At 43.7% G+C, this 22,638-nt stretch carries 18 protein-coding genes and 2 tRNA genes; 10 read left to right on the top strand and 10 right to left on the bottom strand.

Annotated elements, in window-relative coordinates; genetic code table 11:
* Nucleotides 1-11 precede the first annotated feature (11 nt).
* Nucleotides 12-1,874: a protein translocase subunit SecD gene (gene secD, locus ABTQ23_RS09655; protein ID WP_408615497.1), complete on the top strand. Its 1,863-nt coding sequence runs from the start codon at nucleotides 12-14 to the stop codon at nucleotides 1,872-1,874.
* Between the two features lie 47 nt (nucleotides 1,875-1,921).
* The gene (gene secF / locus ABTQ23_RS09650) at nucleotides 1,922-2,827 is read left to right on the top strand and encodes a protein translocase subunit SecF (protein WP_408615527.1); all 906 of its coding nucleotides are present in this window, start codon (nucleotides 1,922-1,924) and stop codon (nucleotides 2,825-2,827) included.
* A gap of 45 nt (nucleotides 2,828-2,872) precedes the next feature.
* Here the strand turns inward: secF and ABTQ23_RS09645 are convergent, their stop codons facing one another.
* A complete protein-coding gene (locus ABTQ23_RS09645; protein WP_408615496.1) occupies nucleotides 2,873-3,469 on the bottom strand; it encodes an HAD family hydrolase in 597 nt (198 codons plus the stop codon).
* A gap of 89 nt (nucleotides 3,470-3,558) precedes the next feature.
* On the opposite strand from ABTQ23_RS09645, the gene ABTQ23_RS09640 reads away from it, so the two are divergent.
* A complete protein-coding gene (locus tag ABTQ23_RS09640) occupies nucleotides 3,559-4,380 on the top strand; it encodes a pyridoxal phosphatase (protein WP_408615495.1) in 822 nt (273 codons plus the stop codon).
* Here the strand turns inward: ABTQ23_RS09640 and ABTQ23_RS09635 are convergent.
* Nucleotides 4,377-6,116, bottom strand: coding sequence for an EAL domain-containing protein (locus ABTQ23_RS09635; protein ID WP_408615494.1), 1,740 nt, complete (start codon nucleotides 6,114-6,116; stop codon nucleotides 4,377-4,379). The genes ABTQ23_RS09640 and ABTQ23_RS09635 overlap by 4 nt on opposite strands.
* Before the next feature lie 258 nt (nucleotides 6,117-6,374).
* Between ABTQ23_RS09635 and ABTQ23_RS09630 the strand changes: the two genes are divergently transcribed.
* Together ABTQ23_RS09630 and ABTQ23_RS09625 are read left to right on the top strand one after the other, a co-directional pair.
* Nucleotides 6,375-6,450, top strand: a tRNA-Ala gene (locus tag ABTQ23_RS09630).
* A 38-nt stretch (nucleotides 6,451-6,488) separates the two neighbouring features.
* Nucleotides 6,489-6,564: transfer RNA gene (locus ABTQ23_RS09625), tRNA-Ala, on the top strand.
* Nucleotides 6,565-6,568: 4 nt separating this feature from the next.
* On the opposite strand, the gene ABTQ23_RS09620 is transcribed toward ABTQ23_RS09625, so the two are convergent.
* Nucleotides 6,569-7,183 (bottom strand): arylesterase, encoded by a 615-nt coding sequence (locus ABTQ23_RS09620; RefSeq protein WP_408615493.1) that lies wholly within the window; start codon nucleotides 7,181-7,183, stop codon nucleotides 6,569-6,571.
* Here ABTQ23_RS09620 and ABTQ23_RS09615 point away from each other — a divergent pair.
* Together ABTQ23_RS09615 and ABTQ23_RS09610 are read left to right on the top strand one after the other, a co-directional pair.
* Nucleotides 7,158-7,841 (top strand): ABC transporter ATP-binding protein, encoded by a 684-nt coding sequence (locus ABTQ23_RS09615; RefSeq protein WP_408615492.1) that lies wholly within the window; start codon nucleotides 7,158-7,160, stop codon nucleotides 7,839-7,841. The genes ABTQ23_RS09620 and ABTQ23_RS09615 overlap by 26 nt on opposite strands.
* Nucleotides 7,828-10,263: an ABC transporter permease gene (locus ABTQ23_RS09610; RefSeq protein WP_408615491.1), complete on the top strand. Its 2,436-nt coding sequence runs from the start codon at nucleotides 7,828-7,830 to the stop codon at nucleotides 10,261-10,263. Before ABTQ23_RS09615 ends, ABTQ23_RS09610 begins: the two co-directional genes overlap by 14 nt.
* Here the strand turns inward: ABTQ23_RS09610 and ABTQ23_RS09605 are convergent.
* Nucleotides 10,260-11,162 (bottom strand): TIGR01777 family oxidoreductase, encoded by a 903-nt coding sequence (locus ABTQ23_RS09605; protein WP_408615490.1) that lies wholly within the window; start codon nucleotides 11,160-11,162, stop codon nucleotides 10,260-10,262. The two genes, ABTQ23_RS09610 and ABTQ23_RS09605, sit on opposite strands and share 4 nt — an antisense overlap.
* Nucleotides 11,163-11,258: 96 nt before the next feature.
* Between ABTQ23_RS09605 and ABTQ23_RS09600 the strand changes: the two genes are divergently transcribed.
* Nucleotides 11,259-11,969 carry an SDR family oxidoreductase gene (locus ABTQ23_RS09600; RefSeq protein WP_408615489.1) on the top strand — a complete coding sequence of 237 codons (711 nt, stop codon included), beginning with the start codon at nucleotides 11,259-11,261 and terminating at the stop codon, nucleotides 11,967-11,969.
* On the opposite strand, the gene ABTQ23_RS09595 is transcribed toward ABTQ23_RS09600, so the two are convergent.
* Complete coding sequence (locus ABTQ23_RS09595) at nucleotides 11,916-12,398, bottom strand: 2-amino-4-hydroxy-6-hydroxymethyldihydropteridine diphosphokinase (protein WP_408615488.1); 483 nt, start codon at nucleotides 12,396-12,398, stop codon at nucleotides 11,916-11,918. The two genes, ABTQ23_RS09600 and ABTQ23_RS09595, sit on opposite strands and share 54 nt — an antisense overlap.
* A 357-nt stretch (nucleotides 12,399-12,755) precedes the next feature.
* Here ABTQ23_RS09595 and ABTQ23_RS09590 point away from each other — a divergent pair, with 357 nt between their 5' ends.
* Nucleotides 12,756-13,790, top strand: coding sequence for an AI-2E family transporter (locus ABTQ23_RS09590; protein WP_408615487.1), 1,035 nt, complete (start codon nucleotides 12,756-12,758; stop codon nucleotides 13,788-13,790).
* 522 nt (nucleotides 13,791-14,312) lie between these two features.
* On the opposite strand, the gene pta is transcribed toward ABTQ23_RS09590, so the two are convergent.
* Nucleotides 14,313-16,445 (bottom strand): phosphate acetyltransferase, encoded by a 2,133-nt coding sequence (pta, locus tag ABTQ23_RS09585; protein ID WP_408615526.1) that lies wholly within the window; start codon nucleotides 16,443-16,445, stop codon nucleotides 14,313-14,315.
* A 79-nt stretch (nucleotides 16,446-16,524) separates the two neighbouring features.
* A complete protein-coding gene (locus tag ABTQ23_RS09580) occupies nucleotides 16,525-17,733 on the bottom strand; it encodes an acetate kinase (RefSeq protein WP_408615486.1) in 1,209 nt (402 codons plus the stop codon).
* A gap of 306 nt (nucleotides 17,734-18,039) precedes the next feature.
* Here ABTQ23_RS09580 and yfbV point away from each other — a divergent pair, with 306 nt between their 5' ends.
* Nucleotides 18,040-18,486 carry a terminus macrodomain insulation protein YfbV gene (yfbV, locus tag ABTQ23_RS09575; protein WP_408615485.1) on the top strand — a complete coding sequence of 149 codons (447 nt, stop codon included), beginning with the start codon at nucleotides 18,040-18,042 and terminating at the stop codon, nucleotides 18,484-18,486.
* A gap of 7 nt (nucleotides 18,487-18,493) precedes the next feature.
* On the opposite strand, the gene rlmA is transcribed toward yfbV, so the two are convergent.
* The 3 genes from rlmA to pflB all read right to left on the bottom strand — a co-directional run bounded on the left by rlmA (nucleotide 18,494) and on the right by pflB (nucleotide 22,551).
* Nucleotides 18,494-19,294, bottom strand: coding sequence for a 23S rRNA (guanine(745)-N(1))-methyltransferase (rlmA, locus tag ABTQ23_RS09570; protein WP_408615484.1), 801 nt, complete (start codon nucleotides 19,292-19,294; stop codon nucleotides 18,494-18,496).
* A 135-nt stretch (nucleotides 19,295-19,429) separates the two neighbouring features.
* On the bottom strand, nucleotides 19,430-20,173 hold the full coding sequence (pflA, locus tag ABTQ23_RS09565; protein WP_408615483.1) for a pyruvate formate lyase 1-activating protein: 744 nt from the start codon (nucleotides 20,171-20,173) through the stop codon (nucleotides 19,430-19,432).
* A gap of 92 nt (nucleotides 20,174-20,265) precedes the next feature.
* Nucleotides 20,266-22,551 carry a formate C-acetyltransferase gene (pflB, locus tag ABTQ23_RS09560; RefSeq protein ID WP_408615482.1) on the bottom strand — a complete coding sequence of 762 codons (2,286 nt, stop codon included), beginning with the start codon at nucleotides 22,549-22,551 and terminating at the stop codon, nucleotides 20,266-20,268.
* Nucleotides 22,552-22,638: the final 87 nt, after the last annotated feature.

The raw sequence follows: 22,638 nt of genomic DNA, 5'->3' as shown, positions 1-22,638 counted from the left end.
GGGGTAGCGTTTTGTTAAATAAATACCCGTGGTGGAAAACCCTGATGGTGGCGCTGGTCGTCATCTTTGGGGTTATCTACGCACTTCCGAATATCTATGGTGATGATCCGGCTGTCCAGATTAGTGCAACTCGAGGTCATCAGGTGGGCTTGTCACAGGTTGACCAGGTTCGCAAATATCTTAAAGATGATCAGATTAATGCCCGCTCAGTTGCCTTGAACGATCATCAAATTCTCGTCCGTTTACGTAAAGACAGTGATCAGTTAAAAACCCGAGATCTACTTAAAAACAAACTCGGTGATGGTTACGTTGTAGCTTTGAACTTAGCGCCAGCAACACCTGAGTGGTTGAAAGTTATCGGTGGCGCGCCACTTAAACTGGGCCTTGATTTACGCGGTGGGGTTCACTTCTTAATGGAAGTGGATATGAAAGCTGCTGTTGAAAAAGCTCGCGAACAGATGGTTCAGGATTTTCGTGCTGACTTACGAGATCAAAACATCCGTTATGCGGGAGCTCGAATTGATGCCAACCGCGGTGTTGTGGTTCGTTTTCGCAATAGCGATGCACGCTCAAAAGCAGAAGATTATCTCTCTGGCCACTATCGTGGTCGTTATCAGTTTGTTGAATCAACATTGGATAATGCGCCAGTTTTGATCGCAACCATGACTGATAGCGAGCTAAATGAAACTCGCGAATATGCCCTGCAACAAAACATCACCATTATCCGAAATCGTGTTAACGAGCTTGGTGTTGCCCAGCCAGTTGTGCAGCGTCAGGGCGATGATCAGATTGTTGTTGAGCTGCCAGGGATCCAAGACACTGCGCGTGCTAAAGAGATCTTAGGTGCTACGGCAACGTTGCAGTTCAGAATGGTCAACAATAATGCAGATCCTTCGCAACTCGCTAATGGTCACGTTCCTCCTGGGTCTGAATTGTTCTACCGTAGCAATGGTCAGCCGATTGCACTGTATAAACAGGTGGTGCTGACGGGCGATCATATCGTTGGTGCTAAAACAGCGTTTGACCAATATAACCAGCCTCAGGTTAACATTGATTTAGATAGCCAAGGCGGGAGCCGCATGGCGGCTGTGACTCGGACCAATGTCGGTAAACCAATGGCAACATTGTTTATTGAATATAAACCGACTCATAAAAAAGATGCCAAAGGCAAAACCATCTTCCAAAAACATACCGAAGTAATTAACGTCGCAACGATTCAATCTCGTTTAGGCCGAAGCTTTAGGATTACGGGCTTAGGTAGCCAAAGTGAAGCGCAAAACTTAGCGTTGTTACTGCGCGCCGGTGCCTTGATTGCGCCAATTCAGATTGTTGAAGAACGCACCATTGGTCCAAGCCTTGGTCAAGAAAACATTAACCGAGGGATTGAAGCAATTGCGGTTGGTTTGATTGCCCTGATTGTGTTCATGCCGCTTTACTATCGTAAATTTGGTATGGTCGCTAACTTGGCTCTGGTTTGTAACGTGATTCTGATTATCGGGATTATGTCACTGATTCCAGGTGCAACCTTAACGCTGCCGGGTATGGCGGGGATTGTGTTGACGGTGGGGATGGCCGTGGATGCTAACGTACTTATTTTTGAGCGTATTCGTGAAGAGATGCGCGAAGGGCGAAGTATTCAACAGTCGATCCATTATGGTTATAACAATGCACTTTCAAGTATCGCTGACTCGAACATTACCACGTTCTTAACCTCAGTGATTCTATTCTCGATTGGTACAGGTGCAGTGAAAGGTTTTGCGGTTACTTTAGGTATCGGGATCCTTACCTCTATGTTCACGGCGATTGTAGGTACGCGGACCGTGGTTAACCTAATTTGGGGCGGTCGTAGACGTCTCAATAAGCTGTCTATTTAGGAGGTTATGTGTTTTCGTTATTTAAACCTAAAGGGACAATCGATTTCATGGGCCACAATAAGTTGTCCATGATAGCGAGTGTTGTTTTAACGATAGCTTCGATTGTCTTGCTGGCAACTCGCGGGCTGAACTTCGGGCTGGACTTTACCGGTGGTACATTGGTTGAAGTGCAATTCGAGCAGAACGTGCAGCTTAAAGATGTACGCCATAGTATGGCAACGCATGGCTTTCCGGATGTTGTTGCACAGAACTTTGGCTCTAGAGGCGATATTTTATTGCGCCTCAAACCGAGTGCAAACTCTAATGCTGAGCAAGTCGGTGACAAAGTGATGGGCGTGTTAAAAACGCTGGATAAAAATGTCCAGATGCGCCGTATCGAATTTGTCGGCCCAAGTGTGGGTAATGACTTAGCAGAGCAGGGTGGACTTGCGATTCTGGCCGCTCTTGGGATGATTTTGGTCTATGTGGCGATTCGCTTCGAGTGGCGCTTTGCCGTCGGGGCCGTTTTGGCATTGGCCCACGATACCATTTTGACCTTGGGGCTGTTTTCGCTGTTACATATCGAGTTTGACTTGACGGTTGTCGCAGGGCTGTTAACACTGATTGGTTATTCGCTCAACGATACCATCGTGGTTTCAGACCGTATTCGCGAAAACTTTAGGAAAATTCGTAAAGGGGCTCCGCGCGATATTATTAATGCCTCAATTACTCAGGTATTCAGCCGAACCATTATCACTTCGTTTACAACGGCGATGGTATTGGTGGTATTGTTCTTCTTAGGCGGTAACTTAATCCATAGTTTTGCTGCGGCAATGCTCTTTGGGGTTGTTGTCGGAACTCACTCATCTATCTATGTGGCAAGTTCTTTGGCCCTGTGGTTAGGTGTGAAAAAAGAAGACTTTATGCCGAAAGCAGTGGAAAAAGAAGGCGCAGATCAAAAACCTCTTATGTAGGTCATTTTGTTCTTACTTTTGAAAGCGGCTGAAAGGCCGCTTTTTTTATGCGTTTTCAGATTGAAGTTGGCCATTTTTATCTACTTTTATCAGCGCCATGCCAGCGCGATGAGCGGCTTCAAAACCAAGCTCGGCATCTTCAAAAACAACGCATTGTTTAGGGGATACCCCGAGCGCTTTGGCTGCAGCTAAAAATGTTGCTGGATGCGGCTTATGTTCACTAACATCGTTGGCACTTATAAGTACATCAAAGCAGTGTTCTATTGATTTGCCTTGCAGAAGTTTTAAGGCGTTTTCTCGTTGGCTGCCCGTACCAATCGCGATTTTTTTCTTGTTGTAGTAATCACAAAGCAGTTTAGCTGTGGCGGGAATAAGTTCGCAGTGGTCACGGATTGTGGCAAAATGCTGTGCTTTTGTCTGACTGACTTGCTCTGGGTCTAATGTGAGCTCATAACGATCATTGATGAGTTTGACAATGTTGCGTGATGGCATGCCACCTTTGCTACCTAACCAGGTTTTATCAAAAGGAAAATGGTGAATTTGGCTGGCATGTTGCCAAGCTTCAAGATGGGCAGGCATTGAGTTGACCAAGGTGCCGTCTAGGTCAAAAATAAGAGCTTTATATTCGGACAGATCGAGCATAGTTTTGTGACTTTTGTCGCTTAATGGTAATAAACAAGGTATGGTTAGCAGTAAAAATTTGCAACTAAAATGGGATGTGGAGTTTATCTATGAGTTATAAAGTAGTCGCGTTTGATCTCGATGGGACTCTTATCAATTCGCGTCGTGAGATTACTGAACAGTCAGTACGCGCGATTGAACAGATTCGTCAGCAGGGTGTAAAAGTGGTTATTGTAACAGGGCGGCATCATGTCGCGGTTCGCGCTTATCATCATCAGCTGGGATTAGATACTCCTGTTGTTTGTTGCAACGGTACTTATCTTTATGATTTTAAAAATGACTGTGTGATCCACGGTAATCCGATAGCGCATGATGTCGCGACTCAAATCGTTGATTTTATGGATCACGACTCAATTAATATGCTGATGTACACCACTGATGCGATGAATTACCAACGTGTTGATGACAATATCGCTGGTTTACAAGCATGGGCACAAACTTTAGCCCCTGAGCTGCGCCCGGTCATGCGTCAAGCTGATTTGGCCAAAATCGTCGCCAGTGGCGAAACTATCTGGAAGTTTGTCGCAACGGGTGATGATACTGATTTTATTCACTCTAAAATCTCTGAGATTGAAACTAAATTGCCACTTAGTTGTGAATGGTCTTGGTCTAATCGTGTCGATTTGTCAGCAGCTGGCAACACCAAAGGTAACCAACTAGCTAACTTATTAAATGATTGGCAAATTGACCCATCAGAAGCGATTGCCTTTGGTGATAACGGCAATGATATGAGTATGATTAAACTCGCTGGCGTTGGTGTAGCTATGGGCAATGCCGTCGAGCCATTAAAAGCAGTTGCTGATTATGTAACTGACGATAATGAAAATGAAGGAATAGCCAAAGGGCTGGCTCATTTTTTTAATATTGCTTAAACGCTGAGCATACAGCTTTGGGTTAAATAGTAGATATTGCCCGGTGATAATTTGGCCTGTTTTTTAGCTAAACTGGCCATTTCACTTATCTTTTCAAGCGATGCCTCTAAGTGATTATCCCAATATGTGACGCCGCAGGCCAACTGTGTTAAGGGGAAGAATTTTTCTTCTCCGTTTCTATCGCGAGTAATAATCCCACCATGTAACACGTCTTCTTGGCGATAAAGCGTAGTAGAGCGATTGGCAAAAGCTTGTAACATTTGTCGGATAGCTAATTCCCATTGTGAACGGGGTTTAGTAAAAACTACGATGAAGTCATCCCCACCCACATGGCCAACAAAGCGTGCATGTAAGCGCAGGTATTGCCTTAACAGTTGCGCGACTAACTGAATCATCTGATCCCCGCGTTCATAACCACAATAGTCATTGAACGGTTTAAAATGGTTCAAATCAAAATAGGCAACTGAAAAGGGTTCTGCTTGAACAAGTAGATTCTGTAAAGTTCGATGTAAAGGGACATTTCCTGGCAATAAGGTCAGCGGATTGGCATAGCGCGCTAATTGTAGTTTGTAGTCAGATAGGCGCCGAAGTAACTCTAGAGCATACCCAAGGCCTTGATATTCCCCGTGGTGAGTAATAATAAAAATGCCTTCTAAGTCATCCTTTTTAGCATTACTTAATTTATAGCCGACATCGGATAGCGGCCAATTATTTTCAACTACAACTGGTTGGCTATTCATAATATCGCCGACACAAGTGTGCTGATTTAAAGAGTGCCCAAACGGCCCTGAGAGTCTCTCTAATAGCTGTTCTCGACTAATGCTGCCAATGACTCTATTGTGTTTGTCAACGACCGCAAGATAGTCCATTAGAGGTTCTTTTCGCATCTGTTCTAAGAGTTGATGCGATGGTAGCTCTGGACGGATAGCTGCTACTTTATGCAGCAGTGAAGCGGCGGTATAGGGTTCATCACTGGTAGGCATTTGAAGCTTTTGCAGATGATCTAAAGGCATTGGCGTCGGAGCTGGCTTTTGGATAAAGTAGCCTTGCAGTAAGAATATGTTTAAATTGGTAATCAGCTCAAGTTGCTCGAGTGTTTCAATGCCTTCGGCAATAATAGTGGTCTTTAACTGCTCAGCTAACGAGACCGTTTGTTCGATAGCGGCTGTTGTATGTAAATTTTCCAACATGTTGTTGGCGAAAAAACCATCAAGCTTTAAATAATCTGGTAGTAACTGAAGCAGACTTTGAATGCTGGCATATCCACTGCCAAAATCATCCAAGGCCAATTGAATATTATGTTCACGAAGGGTGGCATAAAATTGCTGGCATTGCGGCGTAAATACGAGTCGAAATGACTCGGTAATTTCAATCACCAATGGTACTAATTGTTGCCATTTTAAAAGTGTACTCAAACTCTTGGGTAAATCATCAAGCAAAGCCCGTGGCGAGAGGTTTAGAAAAAGTCTGCCGCTGAGTTCAATTTTCTGGGCGCGGTTAATGGCCTGTTCGGCTAATAGCCATTCTAATTCAATTCCTTGATTTACTTGATAGGCCGTCTCTAAGAGCTTCAGTGGGTTTCGCAACAATGAGTGTTGAGGGCCACGAGTCAGAGCTTCATAGCCAATAATTTGATGGTGTAGATGGTTCCAAATGGGTTGAAATACGGTGTGAATATCACGGTCAATGATAATTTGGCTGATTAATTGCTCTAAACTTCCCTGTTGGTCCATCATGAAATCCAATTTTGTTGTTATTGTCATTTTATGTGTAACAAATAGGTTTGACCGTTTAATGACAATGCATTGAATTATGGTGTAATTTTTAATGTTAGGGGCTGGTTAAATTAGCATCGTTTTGGTGTTAATTTAGGCATTTTGCAATAAATTCCGGTGTGATTTTGCACAAATAGTAAAAACCAAAGCTAAAGGCTTGACAGCTTGAGGCCCCAACCATAAAATGCGCCTCGCACTAAAAAACTAGCTCGTCAGATTGGGGCTATAGCTCAGCTGGGAGAGCGCTTGCATGGCATGCAAGAGGTCGGCGGTTCGATCCCGCCTAGCTCCACCAATTAAACTGCTAGTTTTTGCACCTTCCCATCGGTATTTGGGGCTATAGCTCAGCTGGGAGAGCGCTTGCATGGCATGCAAGAGGTCAGCGGTTCGATCCCGCTTAGCTCCACCAAATCCTACTTATTTTTTCCCAAGATTGGTTTTAAGAATTTAGCCACTTCACTGGCAATAATCGGCTGTGCTTTGACACTCGGATGGATCCCATCGGCCTGCATCATTTCTTTTTCTTGATAAATCGGTTCAACAAAAAAAGGCATTAATGGTAATTTAAACTGTTGTGCTAATTGATGATAAACTTGATTAAATGATTCGCTATAGCGTTTGCCATAGTTGGGCGGAATTTTGATTTCACTTAAAATCACTCGACATTGCGCTTGCATAGATTGCTGAATCATATTCGTAAGTTGTGTTTTTAAAAATTTGGGGGGTAACCCTTGTAAGCCATCGTTACCGCCTAGTTCTAAAAGACACCAGTTCGGGTGGTATTTAACTAACAGTGCTGGTAAACGGCGTGCTCCGCCGCTACTGGTTTCACCACTGCTGCTGGCATTAATAATCTGAACGTTGGGAAGTTTTTCTTGCAACAGCGTTGGCCACGACTGGCTGGTATTCATGCGATGTCCGGCACTGAGGCTATCTCCTAAAATTAATAGGGTGGTTGTTGCAGCATATGCTTGGATATTCCATAACATTAAGGTGCAGCTGATGAACCAAACTACGATCTTAACCATTGAAAACCTCTCAAAGTCGATGAAAGACGGTCAGGGTGCTTCTTTTCAATTATATCAGCAAGTTAATTTATCAGTTAAAAAAGGTCAATCGGTTGCGCTCACCGGGCCATCTGGATGTGGTAAATCATCATTACTGGCAATGATTGCAGGTCTAGAGCCGTTTGATGAAGGGAATATCGAGTTATTTGGCCAATCGTTAGCTGGGCTTGATGATGAAAAACTTTGTCAGCTCAGAGCCCAATATTTGGGGTTCGTTTTTCAGTCTTTTATGTTAATTCCAGGCTTTAGTGCCAGTGATAACTTGCAAATGGCCAGCTTTATTCAAGATTCTTCATTATCGTTTAACCAAGCCTGTCAGGCACTTGATGAGGTAGGGCTGGCGGATAAAGCGAGTATTGATATTGCGCACTTATCTGGCGGTGAACAGCAGCGCGTTGCTTTAGCCAGAGCGCTTATCAATCGACCTCAGTTATTGTTAGCCGATGAACCCACTGGGAACCTCGACCCAACGACAGGCGAGCGCGTGAGCGATTTGATGTTTCGTATGAATCAAGAGCATCAGATTGGCTTGGTGTTGGCAACCCATGACCCCAACCTTGCTAAGCGCTGTGATCATATCTATGTGATTGAGCACGGAGCACTATATGAGCGAACCTAAGCAGAGTCTATCGCAGTGGCGTTTAAGCGCAGCTCAAGTCGTAAAACATTGGCGCCAAGGCATGCTCTCATTGATGAGTTATGCGCTGATGCTGGCGGTTGCTTGTATGCTGCTAGGGCGTTGGTTTGCGTTAAGTTTAGATGAACAATTCGTGCATCAAAGCCTATCTTTGTTTGGGGCGCAGCGTGCCATTGTTTCTTCTTCAACTGTGCAATTACCAGATGAGCTTAAAAAGTTACCGCTTAAAACCAGCCGCTCAGTGGTATTTCATACCATGGTTTATGCTGGGGATAAGATGCAGCTATTGCGTGTTAGGGCCACCGATAGCGCCTTTCCATTACTCGGCAGTTGGCAACATGAGCCGAATCTAGATTTACGCAAAGGCCAGATTTGGCTCGATCCCCAAGCGATGGCAATTCTAGCGGTTAAGCCTGGTGAGAGGGTGAGTGTAGGGGATGCAACGTTAACCGTTGCAGGGGTTTCTAAAAGCGAGCCATCCACCGGGGCCCATGCTTTTTGGCTAGTGCCGAAGGCGGTGATAAGTCTTGCTGATTTGGCCGCGCTCAACGTTATCCAACCCGGTTCACGGGTGCAATATATTGTTAATTATAGTGGCACGCAGCAAGCGCTAGCTCAGTTGGATGGCCAAATTAAACAATTAGCCCCATCTTGGCAGTATGTCAAAGCCGGACAATTTGCTTCTCGCAGCTCAAATTGGATTGAAAAAGCGCAATTGTTGATGAGCTTAAGCGTTTCGCTCATTGTTCTACTTTGCTTTTATACCATGTTTATTGCGCTGCGAGGTTACTTGCGAATGCAGCGGCGAATGGTCGTTGTCGCGCGAACACTTGGCGCCAGTCATCGGCGTATTTTGCTGATTCTCATGTTACCGCTTATTTATGTTTTTGTCCCAGCAACGCTTATTGGTTGTGGAATTGCTTGGGTAGGATTTACGTTAACAAGCTCTCTAGGGGCTTCTTGGCTTCATTTCTCGGTGCGACATGCACAGGCTTTAGGTCTTGCTTGTCTGCCATTTATCGCCATTGTTTTGATGCTTTATGCCGCTTTTCGCCAATTACGCCAGTGCCCATATCGGCAAATACTGAATCAAAAATTTAAATGGTGGCCTCTGGTAACCATCTGGTTTGTATTCAGCGTGTTGGTCATGGCGGTGTTGATTGGTAATTGGCGCTGGGTTGGCTCTCTTATCATTGCCGTGATGGTAAGTATACTGGTTGTTCGGCTGGCTCGCAGGGCGCTAGTCATTATCTTAAAGAAAATATCAACGCATAAGTCATGGCAATTAGCTGCGATGCAAATTCGCCGGGCAAGCCCTGCAACTGATAGCCTCATTTTGGGGTTAACGCTTGCGATAGGATTAACCGCTACGCTTTGGATTTTGCAGCATCAACTGGTTAACCGTTGGCTTTCTCAGCTTCCAGATAATTCACCCAATTACTTTTTAGTGAATTTGCAACCAAGTAGCCAAGAGCAACTCTCGGCCATTGCTCAACGTTATCATGTTAAGTTATCTAAGCCTTTTACCATGGTCCGAGGGCGATTTAGCGCCATTAATGCAAAACAGCTGTGTCAGCAAAATTGCTCACCCGATGAGCCTAAAGCGCCAGGTCGTGAGCTTAATTTGACACAAAGTGAAACACTACCACAGAGTAATCAGCTCATTGCCGGGCACTGGTTTAAAAATGATGCAGCCCCGAGTGTATCAGTGGCAGAGCGCTTTGCCTCACAAATGCATCTGTCACTTGGGGACAAACTCACTTTTAACATCTATGGCGATACACTGACGCTACCTATTAGCAGTATTCGACGAGTGAACTGGCAGTCATTTCAACCAAATTTCTTTGTGATATTTTCACCCGGAGCGCTTGATGGCTACCCAGGAATGATGATTTCAAGCGCTTATGCAAAAAATAATGCAATCGAATTTTTGGGCTCAGTGCGCAAAATTGACCCAGGTTTTAGTGCCATTGATATTCAACAAATTTTAGGACAAACACAGCAATTGCTGCAGCAGCTGACCTTAGCAATACGATTTATTGCTCTGTTGTTAGTGGCAGCAGCGCTGTTATTGCTCAATGCCCAGTTGGCTCTAGCACTATTTGAACGTCGTCAACAAGTCAGTGTCTGGCGACTATTAGGTATCACACGCAAAAATTTAGGCAAAGCCTTATTGGCTGAATTTTGCTTGCTTGGGTTACTAAGCTCAGTTTTAGCGCTAGTACTTTCACAAATTTTGACTTGGCCTCTGGCCCATCTGCTTGATTTATCTTGGCAGCCGAATATTGTGGTAATGATTGCCATCTTGTTGGTCGGGCCCGGATTGGTTACTCTGGCTGTTTCCCATTTTATTCGGCGACTATTACGGGTTAATCAATGGTTTCGCTGGGGTTCATTTGACTAATGGTGTTGAAATAACTCAGTTAAAGCTTCATCGAGCTCTTTGAACATAAAGGTAAATCCAGCTTGTTGCAGGCGTTGCGGGACAACTCTTTGGCTGGCTAAGACCATTTCACTGAGCTCTCCGAGTGCCAATTGGATAACAAATTGCGGAACCCGCATAAATGCAGGACGGTGAAGATGACTCGCTAATGATTGACTTAACTGAGTATTTGTCACTGGTTTCGGTGCAGTTAAGTTAAATGGACCCTGACAGGTTTTATGGGTGAGCAAATATTCAATTGCATGCACCATATCGTGGATGTGGATCCAGCTTTGATAGTGCTCTCCCGAGCCAATTGGGCCGCCTAAACCACACTTAAATGGTTTAACGAGTTGTTTCATAAGCCCGCCATCACGGCCAAGTACTAGCCCTGTTCGTAATAAGCAAACACGAGTATGATTGCTCGCTCTCAACGCGATTTGCTCCCATTGAAAACAAACTTGATAGGCAAAATCATCTGCCTTAGCCATGGTGTCTTCATAGATAAACTGAGTATGATGATCGCCGTAATAACCGATGGCGCTGCCACTTAGAAACACTTCAGGCGGGTAGCGACTGGCCATAATTAGCTCACACAGATGCTCTGTTATTTTCCAGCGGCTTTGACAAATACGCCGTTTTTTGCGCTCACTCCAGCGGCCATTCGCGATGGGCTCTCCGGCAAGATTTATAATGGCATCAAAGCCGTTAAAATCGCTAAAATCATTAAGTTGTTGATGTGTTGTAATTTGATGGCCCAACTTCTGGTAAGCTTTCAGAGGATGGCGCGTTAGAAGTTCCACATGATGGCCATGTGCAAGTAGGTGAGGAATTAGATGGCTACCTATAAATCCACTGCCACCGGTAATAAATATTCTCATAATGTGGACGCTAGCTGAACCATGCATATAACATAGCAAAAATAGCAAGTATTGAATATTTTAAAGCAAATGGATGTGATCATTTAAGGGACCTTTATGACAAAACATGCATTTATTACAGGAATAGGGCATCGACTTGGCTATTATTTGGCCTGTCAATTGCTGGCAAATGGTTACACAGTGAGTGGCCACTATCATCAAGAACGCCCCAGTGTTGAGTTATTGCGAGCCCAAGGGGTAAACCTCTTGCAGGCCGATTTTTGTCAGGCTAGCTCAGTAAAAGCGCTAATTGAGGAGCTTTCTAAGATTAAACAACTGGATGTTTTAATTCATAACGCTTCTGCCTTTTTCCCAAATCAAAGTGACCCATGGCGCCAAGCTGAAGATTTAACTAAATTAGTTGCAGTACATATGCAAGTTCCACTGCTGATTACAGAGGTCTTAAAAGAGACCTTAGCAAACAGTGATAATGGCTGTATTGTCGCGATGACGGATATTTATGTTCATCACCCCAATGAGCAATATTCAGCATACTGCGCCAGTAAATCAGGGCTAGATAGCTTGATGCAATCATATGCTCGGTTATTAGCACCTAAAGTGCGGGTGAACTGTATCGAACCAGGTCCGATACTTTTTCTGCCTGAGCATGTTGAGGCTCATCGACAGCAGGTTATGCAACAGACTTTATTGCATCGTGAAGGCGGGCTCGAGCCTATTTGGCAAACGCTATTAATGATATTGCAAAATCAGTTTTTAACTGGGGCTCGTATTGCCGTGGATGGTGGTCGCTCGGTCGCCAAGCTTTAGTTGCTCACGGGTAAGTGTAAAACGAAAAAAAGGCCCGTGGGGGGAGCGTTTTGCACTGAGCTCTTGATACAAGTCTTTAAGATAATCAGGGACCCTGGACTTATCGAGAGTCGCTGGTTGATGACTATAAAAAATGATGTCGAGATCCAGAGCTCTATCTTTGATACTACGCAATGGATCTGTGCGGTCTCGGCCATGGTTTGCTTCAAGCTGATTGAAAAAGGCTTTGACTTCGCTGGCACTTTGTTCAGTTGTAAATTCAAATAGGCTATTTACAAATAGCTTAGAACTATCTATGTTGCAGGGCTTAGTATAAAGAAACGATGAAAACCGAATCGGTGTTGAAAAATGGTGTATTAATTCTTCAACAGCATTAGGAACATGTTCTTCGGGCGTAATGTTACTTCCTAAACTACAAAGATAAAACATTGATACTCCTTATCATGTGGGGGAGCTATCTTAAGCTTAAGGGCTGTCGATCTTTCGGGATTGAATTTGTTCAAATTAAACGCATTATGAACACGACGCATTCTGTGTTTTTTTAAGTTAAGCAAGCCATGTGCCAAAGTTGATGATGCATTTAAATGAACCTGAAGGGCTGCATCACCGGCGGATTTATTCAGCGTTAAACGCTCTTTGTGGAGAATGACTTCACGCTCGCACGTTTATCTGCCTAAATCCGCTTTAGATTGGCGCAAAACGAATCACAAAAGGTCAAAAGCCCCTAGTCAATTTAGTTATATTAACGATAAATGGCTTAATTTGGATCACCTTATGAGCTCTAATATGCAAAAAGAACAACCTGTTACTTCTATTTCCCACTTTTTGTTGGGATGTGCCTCTGTGGTGGTGTTATTGGCCGGCCTTAAGGCTGCAACGCCAATTTTACTACCTTTTCTGCTCGCCTTTTTTATCGCTATTATTACTAACCCCGCGGTAGTTGCTTTGACTCGTTGGCGAATTCCTCGAGTTGTTGCAATATTACTCATATTAATTTTTGTAGTGGTATTGATTTTGGGGTTTGCTGGGGTTGTCGGCTCGTCGATTAATGATTTTAAAGAAGCGATTCCGCAGTATCGCACTCAGCTGCTGAGCCATTTATCTTGGTTGACTAAAATTGCAGGGTATTTTGATATTCATCTGTCCAAAGAGATGATTCGTAGCTACTTTGACCCTGGCGTGGTATTTGGGGTATTTGCCAATACGTTAAGTGGGTTAAGTAGCATGGCAACCGATCTGTTCATTATTTTGCTGACGACGGTGTTTATGTTATTTGAAGCCGAATCATTACCCAAACGTCTTGCCAAAGATGGACATGCTGGAAAAAATTCACCCTTTTATCGGTTCACCCGAGCTGTTAATCATTATATGGGCGTTAAAACCGTGGTCAGCCTGATTACGGCAATACCAATTACCATTGTGTTGTGGTGGATGGGGCTTGATTACGCCATTTTATGGGGCCTTTTAGCGTTTATATTAAATTTTGTCCCAAACATTGGCTCGCTTATCGCAGCGATTCCAGCCGTTTTACTTGCTGTCGTTCAATTAGGTTTTAGTGATGCACTCGGTGTCGCCCTGACATATCTTATCGTGAATTTGGTTGTTGGTAATATCATTGAGCCGAAGATGATGGGGCGCGGGCTGGGATTATCCTCTCTGGTTGTAATTTTATCGTTAATCTTTTGGGGATGGCTCTTTGGCAGCGTCGGAATGCTGCTATCTGTGCCTTTGACGATGGTGGTGAAAATTGCTCTTGAATCAAGTCCTAATGGCCAGCGTTTTGCTCGTTGGTTAAGTCATCAGGATGAACTAGATAGCTAATCACATCATTTGGCAGTTGATTATAGATAAAGTACACATAATCAGCTGCCTGCAGTCACCTGTCTTTTTTGTCTTCTTGAGCCGCCACGTCATGAGAGTATTAGCACTCATAACAAAACATGCTCATTCTTATCCTCTTTTTGTGAAATTGAAGTTTAACTATTAGATGGTAAGTGACATAGATTTTTTAGAAAATGGTTGAGTTTCATAAAAATCTATGATTGTGAATAAAATTGCCATTTTTTATGAAATTATCCACAAAATCTGTGGATTAAATTGTGGATTAAGGTTGGTAGATTAATTAACTATATGAATATTAGATACTTTTTAAGATGTATAAAAAATAGGTAGCTGACCACTAACCGTTGATTAAATAACCGAACATCTTAAAGAGAGCTGTTTTTTAGCCAGTTTTACATCCGAAACATGACTAATTTGTACTGTATTTAGATACAAAAAAGCCGCAACTTAGGCACTCGTTAAAGTGATTGAGCTGCGGCTCTACCTTAATCCTTAAGTGGATTATTTAGCTTGAGATGCCTGAATCGCTGTCAGTGCAATTGTGTAGATAATATCTTCAACTAATGCACCACGAGACAAATCGTTTACAGGTTTACGCATACCCTGCAGCATTGGACCAATACTGATAAGGTCAGCACTACGCTGTACAGCTTTGTAGGTTGTGTTCCCGGTGTTCAAGTCAGGGAAGACAAATACAGTTGCTTTACCGGCAACAGGACTGTTTGGCGCTTTGCTTTTCGCAACGTTTTCCATAATTGCTGCGTCATACTGCAATGGACCATCAATCGACAGGTCTGGACGGCGTTCTTGAGCCAATTTAGTCGCTGCACGAACTTTATCTACGTCATCACCTTGACCAGAGTTACCAGTTGAATAGCTGATCATAGCAACGCGAGGTTCAACACCAAATGCGATAGCTGATTCAGCAGACTGGATAGCAATATCTGCCAGCTGTTCTGCTGTTGGGTCTGGGTTAATTGCACAGTCACCATAAATCAGAACTTGATCAGGCATCAGCATGAAGAAGATAGATGAAACCAGATTAGCTCCAGGAGCTGTTTTGATTAACTGCAGTGGTGGACGAATGGTATTAGCTGTTGTGTGTACAGCACCAGATACTAAGCCGTCTACTTTGCTTTCAGCCAGCATCATTGTTCCGAGTACAACGTTATCTTGCAGTTGTTCACGGGCAACGACTTCGGTCAGGCCTTTTTTCTTACGCAGTTCGCACATTGGGCCAACATACTGTTCACGGATTTCGTTTGGATCCATGATAGTTACGCCTTCAGGCAATTTAACACCTTCTTGCGCTGCAATACGTTGAATTTCTTCAGGGTTACCTAAAAGAATTGAGCGAGCAATACCACGTTCAGCGGCAATAGAAGCAGCTTTAATCGTGCGAGGTTCATCACCTTCAGGTAAGACAATAGTTTTACCTGCTTTGCGAGCCATTTCAGTTAACTGATAACGGAAAGCTGGTGGTGACAGACGACGAGGACGAGCTGATTCAGAAGTCAGCGATTCAATCCAATGTTTGTCTACGTGACCGGCGATATAGTCTTGAACCTGTTCAATGCGAGTTGCATCGTCAACTGGAATATCCATGTTGAAGCTTTGCATTGCCAGAGCTGTTTGCCAAGTATTTGAGTTAATCAACATAACAGGCAGACCAGTTGTAGCAAGAGCCTGTTCGCAAATCTGCATAACTTCTTTTTCTGGCTGATAACCACCAGTTAAGAGCAGAGCGCCAACTTTGACACCATTCATTGCAGCCAGACAAGCTGATACGATCACATCACTGCGATCGCCAGATGTGACTAGCAAGCTTCCTGGTTTGATGTGCTCAATCATGTTTGGAATGCTGCGAGCGCAGAAAGTAACACGACCAAGACGACGAGAGTTTAATTCGCCTTCGTTAACGATAGTGGCACCTAAGTGTTCTGCTAAGTCTTTAGCTCGTGGTGCGATAAGAGCTGGATTCCATGGAATGCAACCTAAAATCCGCATTGGGCTTTTGCTGAACATCTGCAGAACTTCAAGATTATTCGAAGCTGCTGGTGCATTTTTATCGAACATTTCAGCCAGGTCTGGGCGGCTTGGATGTTTTTCATTAATAGGAGCACCAACTTTGTTGATGATGCAGCCAATGATTCGTTTGTTGTTGATCCCGCCGAAACTGTTCGCAGCAATGTCCATGCGTTCTTTGAGTTGCTGTGATGAATCGCTGCCAGGGTAGGTTACAAATACGATGTCAGCATCTAATGCTTTAGCAATACCATAGTTGATGGTATTGGCATAAGAGCTGGCATTGCTTGGAACAATCCCTTCAACGACAACGACTTCAGAACCTTTGGTTCCGTCATTGTAGCGAGCGACAATTAATTCGAGCAAGTCATCAACTTGGTTTGCGCTGATCATGTTTTCAGCAACTTCAGCGGCAAATGGTTCCGGAGGAGTAATGTTAGTTGCGTTAGAGATAATCGCGGTTGTACGGTCGGGACCTGAATGACGGAAATAACTAGACTGTGCAATCGGTTTAAAAAAGTTAACGTTAACGCCATTACGTTCCATGGCGCGGACCATACCAAGACTTACCGAGGTGACTCCAGAGCCATCACCGACCGGTACTAACATAATTGTGCGAGCCACTGCTCTACCTCACTTATATGTTGATGAAACGAAGAAGGGACCTTCATGGTCCCTTCGGTTGTAATTAGTTTTTGCTTTCAACCAGGGCGGTTGCATCGCGAGCGATGACTAGCTCTTCATTGGTTGGAATGACAAACATTGCTGGGCTGTCATCGGTTGAGATTTTGCCCGATGCTCCAAGCGTTGCTTTAGCATTTTCTTCTTGATTAATATCAAGACCTAGCAGACCTAAGTGGCTAACGATACGAGTACGTGCTGGCGCTGAGTTTTCACCGATACCACCGGTGAAGATGATTGCATCTAAACGGCCTTCAAGGGCAGCTGTATAAGATGCAATGTATTTTGCAATGCGATAGCAGAATACATCTTTAGCACGAGCGCCACGTTCATCACCTGCAGTTGAATGTTCTTCAACCCAACGATAATCGTTGCTTTCTTCGCTAAGGCCTAACAGGCCTGATTCTTTAGTCAACATGCGGTCAACTTCATCCAGTGTATAACCTAAACGGTTCACCAGATGGAAGATGATAGCCGGGTCGATATCGCCACTACGAGTACCCATTACAACACCTTCAAGAGGTGTCAGTCCCATAGAGGTATCAACACATTCGCCATTTTTAATCGCAGCGATTGATGCACCATTGCCCAAGTGAGCCGTAATCAGGTTACATTCACTTAAATCTTTGCCCAGCATTTTTGCAGCTTCATTGGCAACATAACGATGGCTAGTCCCATGGGCGCCATAACGACGGATACCATGATCGCGATACAGTTTATAAGGTAAGCCGTAAAGATAAGCTTTACGAGGCATAGTCTGATGGAAAGCTGTATCAAAAACAGTAACGTGTTTCAGGTTAGGGAAGCTTTTCATTGCAGCGCTAATCCCAACCAGTGCTGGTGGGTTATGCAGCGGTGCAAAATCAGAGCACTCTTCTAAGCCTTTAATAACTTCATCATCGACAATAACAGACTGGGTGAATTTTTCACCACCACTGACGATACGGTGACCAACGGCAATAATATGCTCGTTAAGTTCTGGGTTTTTCGCGAGAATTTTTTCAACGATGAAATCAATTGCTTCTTGGTGAGTGGCTTTAGCACCTAAATCAGCTTTACTTTTTTCGCCGTGAACTTTCCAGCCGATACGTGCATCATCAAGGCCTAAGCATTCTGCTAAACCAGTAATTTTTTCTTCTCCCGAATCAGGATTCAGGATTGCAAATTTGAGGGATGAACTGCCACAGTTCAACACTAGAACAAGCTTTTCGCTCATGGATCATTCCTGTTGATTGGACCAGAATATTAACAATAAATCAGTTGTCAGATGCATGGTTTTCCGTGAATCTGATAACTGCGCTATAAATGAATGCGGATAGATTTGTTATCGTTATAGTATCGTAACAAATAAGGATCTACACTTAACGTATGGTCGTTACTACCCGGCATATTGAAAACGGGATCAGATCATATCGAATTTGTTGTAAAATAAATACAGAACTTTAAGTAAAATTTAGTTTTTTCGTAACAAAATAACTATTTGTTGGTTTAAATCAAAAATGGTATGGCGGGAAGAGAAGGCATGAGTGATTTTTCGACGACCATTAAAGACGGTGTTCATTACGCAAAACATTGGCCCAGTGAACCAGCCCTTGCCTCAATTTTTATTGAGCATCGGGTGATTAGTATGATTCCTTGGGTGAATAAGGTGATGCCGGCTTTAGCTGTTATTACTTTGTTGTTACCTTATTTAGGACAACAGATGCATATGTTGCCTCAGTCAGCTGTGTTTGCGGTGTTATTTTTATCGGCGCCGTTTCATGTTTATTATTGGCTAGGGCATCGTTCTAAAACATCGTTGCCACCATCATTGGCTCATTGGTACCGAGAACTGCACCATAAATTAAAGCTTGCTGGCGAGTCGATTCAGCCACTGGCGCAAAATCCGCGTTACATTGAACTTGCCGACATTTTGCGTAAGGCATTTGACCGTTTTGACCGAGGCTTTGTCATTTATGGTGAGTCATAACTGAATCTCAGTTATTTCGTTGATAGACGTGCAGTGTAAACTGCGCTTCAACGTTATTTGAGTCAGTTTTAAATTGTTCTCGGATGTGGTCGGTGAGTTTCCAGCCAAATGGCGTCATTCCCATGAGTCTTTGGCGATCCTCAGCATTTAGCCTCATGGTGTATTCAATATTAATACTTTCTAGAAGCGTAAGCCCCTCAATGAGTTGAGGCTGATTATTATGCGCTCTCAGTTCTGGATAGATATATTGTCTAAGTTGTTTTAAATGCCAAGGACCTGGAACCGCTACAATGAGGTGTCCTTGGGGTTTTAGGCAGCGAGTTACTTCTGTGTCATGCTGCGGGGCAAAAACCCGGGTAATCACCTCTAGAGAGTCATCAGCAAAAGGTAGGCGCTGGTTGCTTGCGACAATGAACTGACAGCTTCTGTAGTGCTTGGACGCATATTTTATCCCTTCTTTTGAGATGTCACAGCCCCAAACTTGGTTGCTATCATTTTTTAGCTGGTGAGTGTAAAAGCCTTCACCACAGCCGATATCTAAAATCTCTTTTCCATGAGCGAGCGCTTTGACTAACTCTGAGAGTTTGTCAGCAAGTGGTTGATAATGCCCGGCATCTAAAAACTGCTGGCGGTCATGAAGCATTTGCTTATTATCACCAGGCTCTTTAGAGCGTTTATATTGCACGCTCAGCAAATTAACATACCCTTCTTTTGCTTTGTCAAAACAGTGGTTGTTATCACAGCGAAGCTGTTGATTTTGGCTATGAAGAGGGTGTTGGCAAAGAGGGCAGATAAGAATGTCAGACATAAGCGCTAATGATTGGTTGGAATCGCGTTATTTTAGTCAATCTCTTGAATGGGTCAACATCACAGGGCGTTAGTGAGGGAAATACTTCTTTATAGTTGCAGGTAAGATAAATCGGCCCAGATGAGCCGATCTATTTTAAAAGATAACTTTAGGGTTATATTCGAGGAGAATTTTTTGCAGTTTAGCCATGGTTTCTTTCGATGGTGCTTCTACGCCTTCAAGCGGATATTTTTCACCCATCTCTTTCCATTTATGTTCTCCAAGGACATGGTAAGGGAGCATTTCAATTCGCTCAATGTTTTCCATATCTTGAATAAACTCACCTAGCAATCGGGCTGAACGTTCATCGTCTGTGTAGCCTGGAACGACTACATAACGGATCCAAGTTCGCTGATTAATTTGCTGTAGGTATTTTGCAAAATCTAAAGTTCGATGGTTACTGACGCCTGTTAAAACCTGATGAACTTCGTCATCAACCTGTTTCAAATCGAGCATAACCAAGTCGGTTTCACTTATCAGCTCATCAATAACATCGGTATGTTTTCGAACATATCCGTTTGTGTCTAAACAGGTATTAATCCCATGTTCATGACAAGCATGGAAAAGATCACGAATAAATTCTGCTTGCAAGATAGCTTCGCCACCAGATGCTGTGATGCCACCGCCGCTTGCATTCATGTAACTCTTATATGGAAGCATTTCGTTGATTAAATCATCAACGGTTACTTCTTTACCAGTATGTAGATCCCACGTATCGCGGTTATGGCAATACATACAACGCATTAAACAGCCTTGCATAAAAACAACAAATCGGATCCCGGGACCATCCACGGTGCCACATGATTCAGTTGAATGAATTCGGCCTTTAATTTGTGCCATAACAACAAGCCTCCTATTAAAAAGGCCTTGTCCATATGGGCAAGGCCTTTTGCACCTGAATAATTACTTATTCTATCAGGTTACTCATACAATTACATGTGGTCTGTAAAGGTACGAGTAACAACATCCTGCTGCTGTTCGCGAGTCAGAGAGTTAAACCGAACGGCGTAACCAGATACACGAATTGTCAGCTGTGGATATTTGTCTGGGTTTTCCATAGCGTCTAACAGCATTTCACGGTTCATAACGTTCACGTTCAAGTGTTGACCACCTTCAACAGCTTCTTCGTGGTGGAAGTAACCGTCTAACAGACCAGCCAAGTTACCGCGACGAGAGTCATCTTCTTTACCCAAAGCGTTAGGAACGATTGAGAAAGTGTAAGAAATACCGTCTTGAGCGCTTGAGAATGGCAGTTTACCAACAGAAGTCAGTGAAGCTACAGCACCTTTTTCATCACGACCGTGCATTGGGTTAGCGCCAGGAGCAAATGGAGCACCACCGCGACGACCATCAGGTGTAGAACCTGTTTTTTTACCATATACAACGTTAGAAGTAATGGTCAGGATTGACTGAGTTGGAGTTGCACCACGGTATGTTTTAAGTGCACGAACTTTGTTCATGAACCGTTCAACCAGGTCACAAGCGATTGAGTCAACACGTTCGTCGTTGTTACCGAATTTAGGATAGTCACCTTCGATTTCGAAATCGACAGCAACACCATCTTCGTCACGAATTGGTTTAACTTTAGCGTATTTGATAGCAGACAGTGAGTCAGCAGCAACTGACAGACCAGCGATACCACATGCCATTGTACGATATACGTCACGGTCATGCAGAGCCATCAAAGAAGCTTCATAGCTGTATTTATCGTGCATGAAGTGGATACAGTTCAAAGCGGTGACATACTGTTTAGCCAACCAGTCCATGAAGCCGTCCATTTTAGTGAATACTTCATCAAAGTCTAAGTATTCGCTAGTGATACGGTCCATTTTAGGGCCAACTTGGATTTTTTTCTTCTCATCCATACCACCGTTGATTGTATACAGAAGAGTTTTAGCCAAGTTTGCACGAGCGCCAAAGAACTGCATCTGTTTACCAATAACCATTGGTGATACACAACATGCGATTGCATAGTCATCGCTGTTGAAGTCAGGACGCATCAGGTCATCGTTTTCATACTGGATTGAAGAAGTATCGATAGATACTTTAGCGCAGAAACGTTTCCAACCTTCAGGCAGCTGTTCTGACCACAGTACAGTCATGTTTGGTTCTGGTGAAGGACCCATGGTGTACAAAGTGTTCAAGAAACGGAATGAAGTACGAGTAACCAGTGTACGACCGTCAAGGCCCATACCGCCTAGTGATTCAGTAGCCCAGATTGGGTCGCCTGAGAACAATTCATCATATTCAGGAGTACGCAGGAAACGAACCATACGAAGTTTCATAACAACGTGGTCGATCATTTCCTGAGCTTCTTCTTCAGTCAATTTGCCAGCAGCCATATCACGTTCGATGTAGATATCGAAGAATGATGAGTTACGACCAAATGACATTGCAGCGCCGTTTTGTGATTTAACAGCAGCCAGATAACCGAAGTAAGTCCATTGGATTGCTTCTTGAGCAGTTTCAGCAGGACGGCCAATTTCGCAACCATAAGTTGCAGCCATTTCTTTAATCTGACCCAGAGCGCGGTATTCTTCAGAAATTTCTTCACGGCGACGGATAACTTCTTCCATTTTTTCGCCGGTTTCTGTTGCTTTGTACAGTTCTGGTTCTAAAGAGTCGTGTAATTTAACACGTTCTTTCATCAGATAGTCGATACCGTATAGAGCGATACGACGATAGTCACCGATGATACGACCACGACCATAAGCATCTGGTAGACCTGTTAAGATCCCAGCTTTACGACAGTTACGGATTGAACTGGTGTAAACGTCGAAAACGCCTTGGTTATGAGTTTTACGATAATCAGTGAAGATGTGTTTTACTTCAGGGTCAAGAGTACGGCCATATTCTTTGCATGAGTTTTCAACCATGCGAATACCACCGAACGCGATGATAGCCCGTTTCAGAGGTTTTTCAGTTTGCAGGCCAACAATTTTTTCTAAATCTTTGTTGATATAACCAGCATCGTGAGAGGTGATAGTGGATGCTTTGTCAGTATCAAAGTCAAGAGGAGCATGAGTGCTGTTCTCAACTTTAATGCCTTCCATTACATTGTTCCACAGCTCAGTAGTTGCTGCAGTTGCACCAGCAAGGAAACTTTCATCCCCTTCATAAGGTGTGTAGTTTTTTTGGATGAAGTCTCGAACGTTGGTTTCTTTTTGCCAATCACCCTCAACAAAACCTTTCCAGGCCTGAGTGTTTTGTTCTGCCATGTTATACCTACCTTTAACTAATCAGTAGAAAAGAAATTGATTCGCTTGCATTCAGAAAGTGTCGGTGGCAGCCGACATAAGCTGAAC

This window comes from Celerinatantimonas sediminis (assembly GCF_046054195.1).
Lineage (GTDB): Bacteria > Pseudomonadota > Gammaproteobacteria > Enterobacterales > Celerinatantimonadaceae > Celerinatantimonas.
Note: the sequence above shows the minus strand (reverse complement) of the source record. Positions and strands in the feature narration are given on the sequence as shown.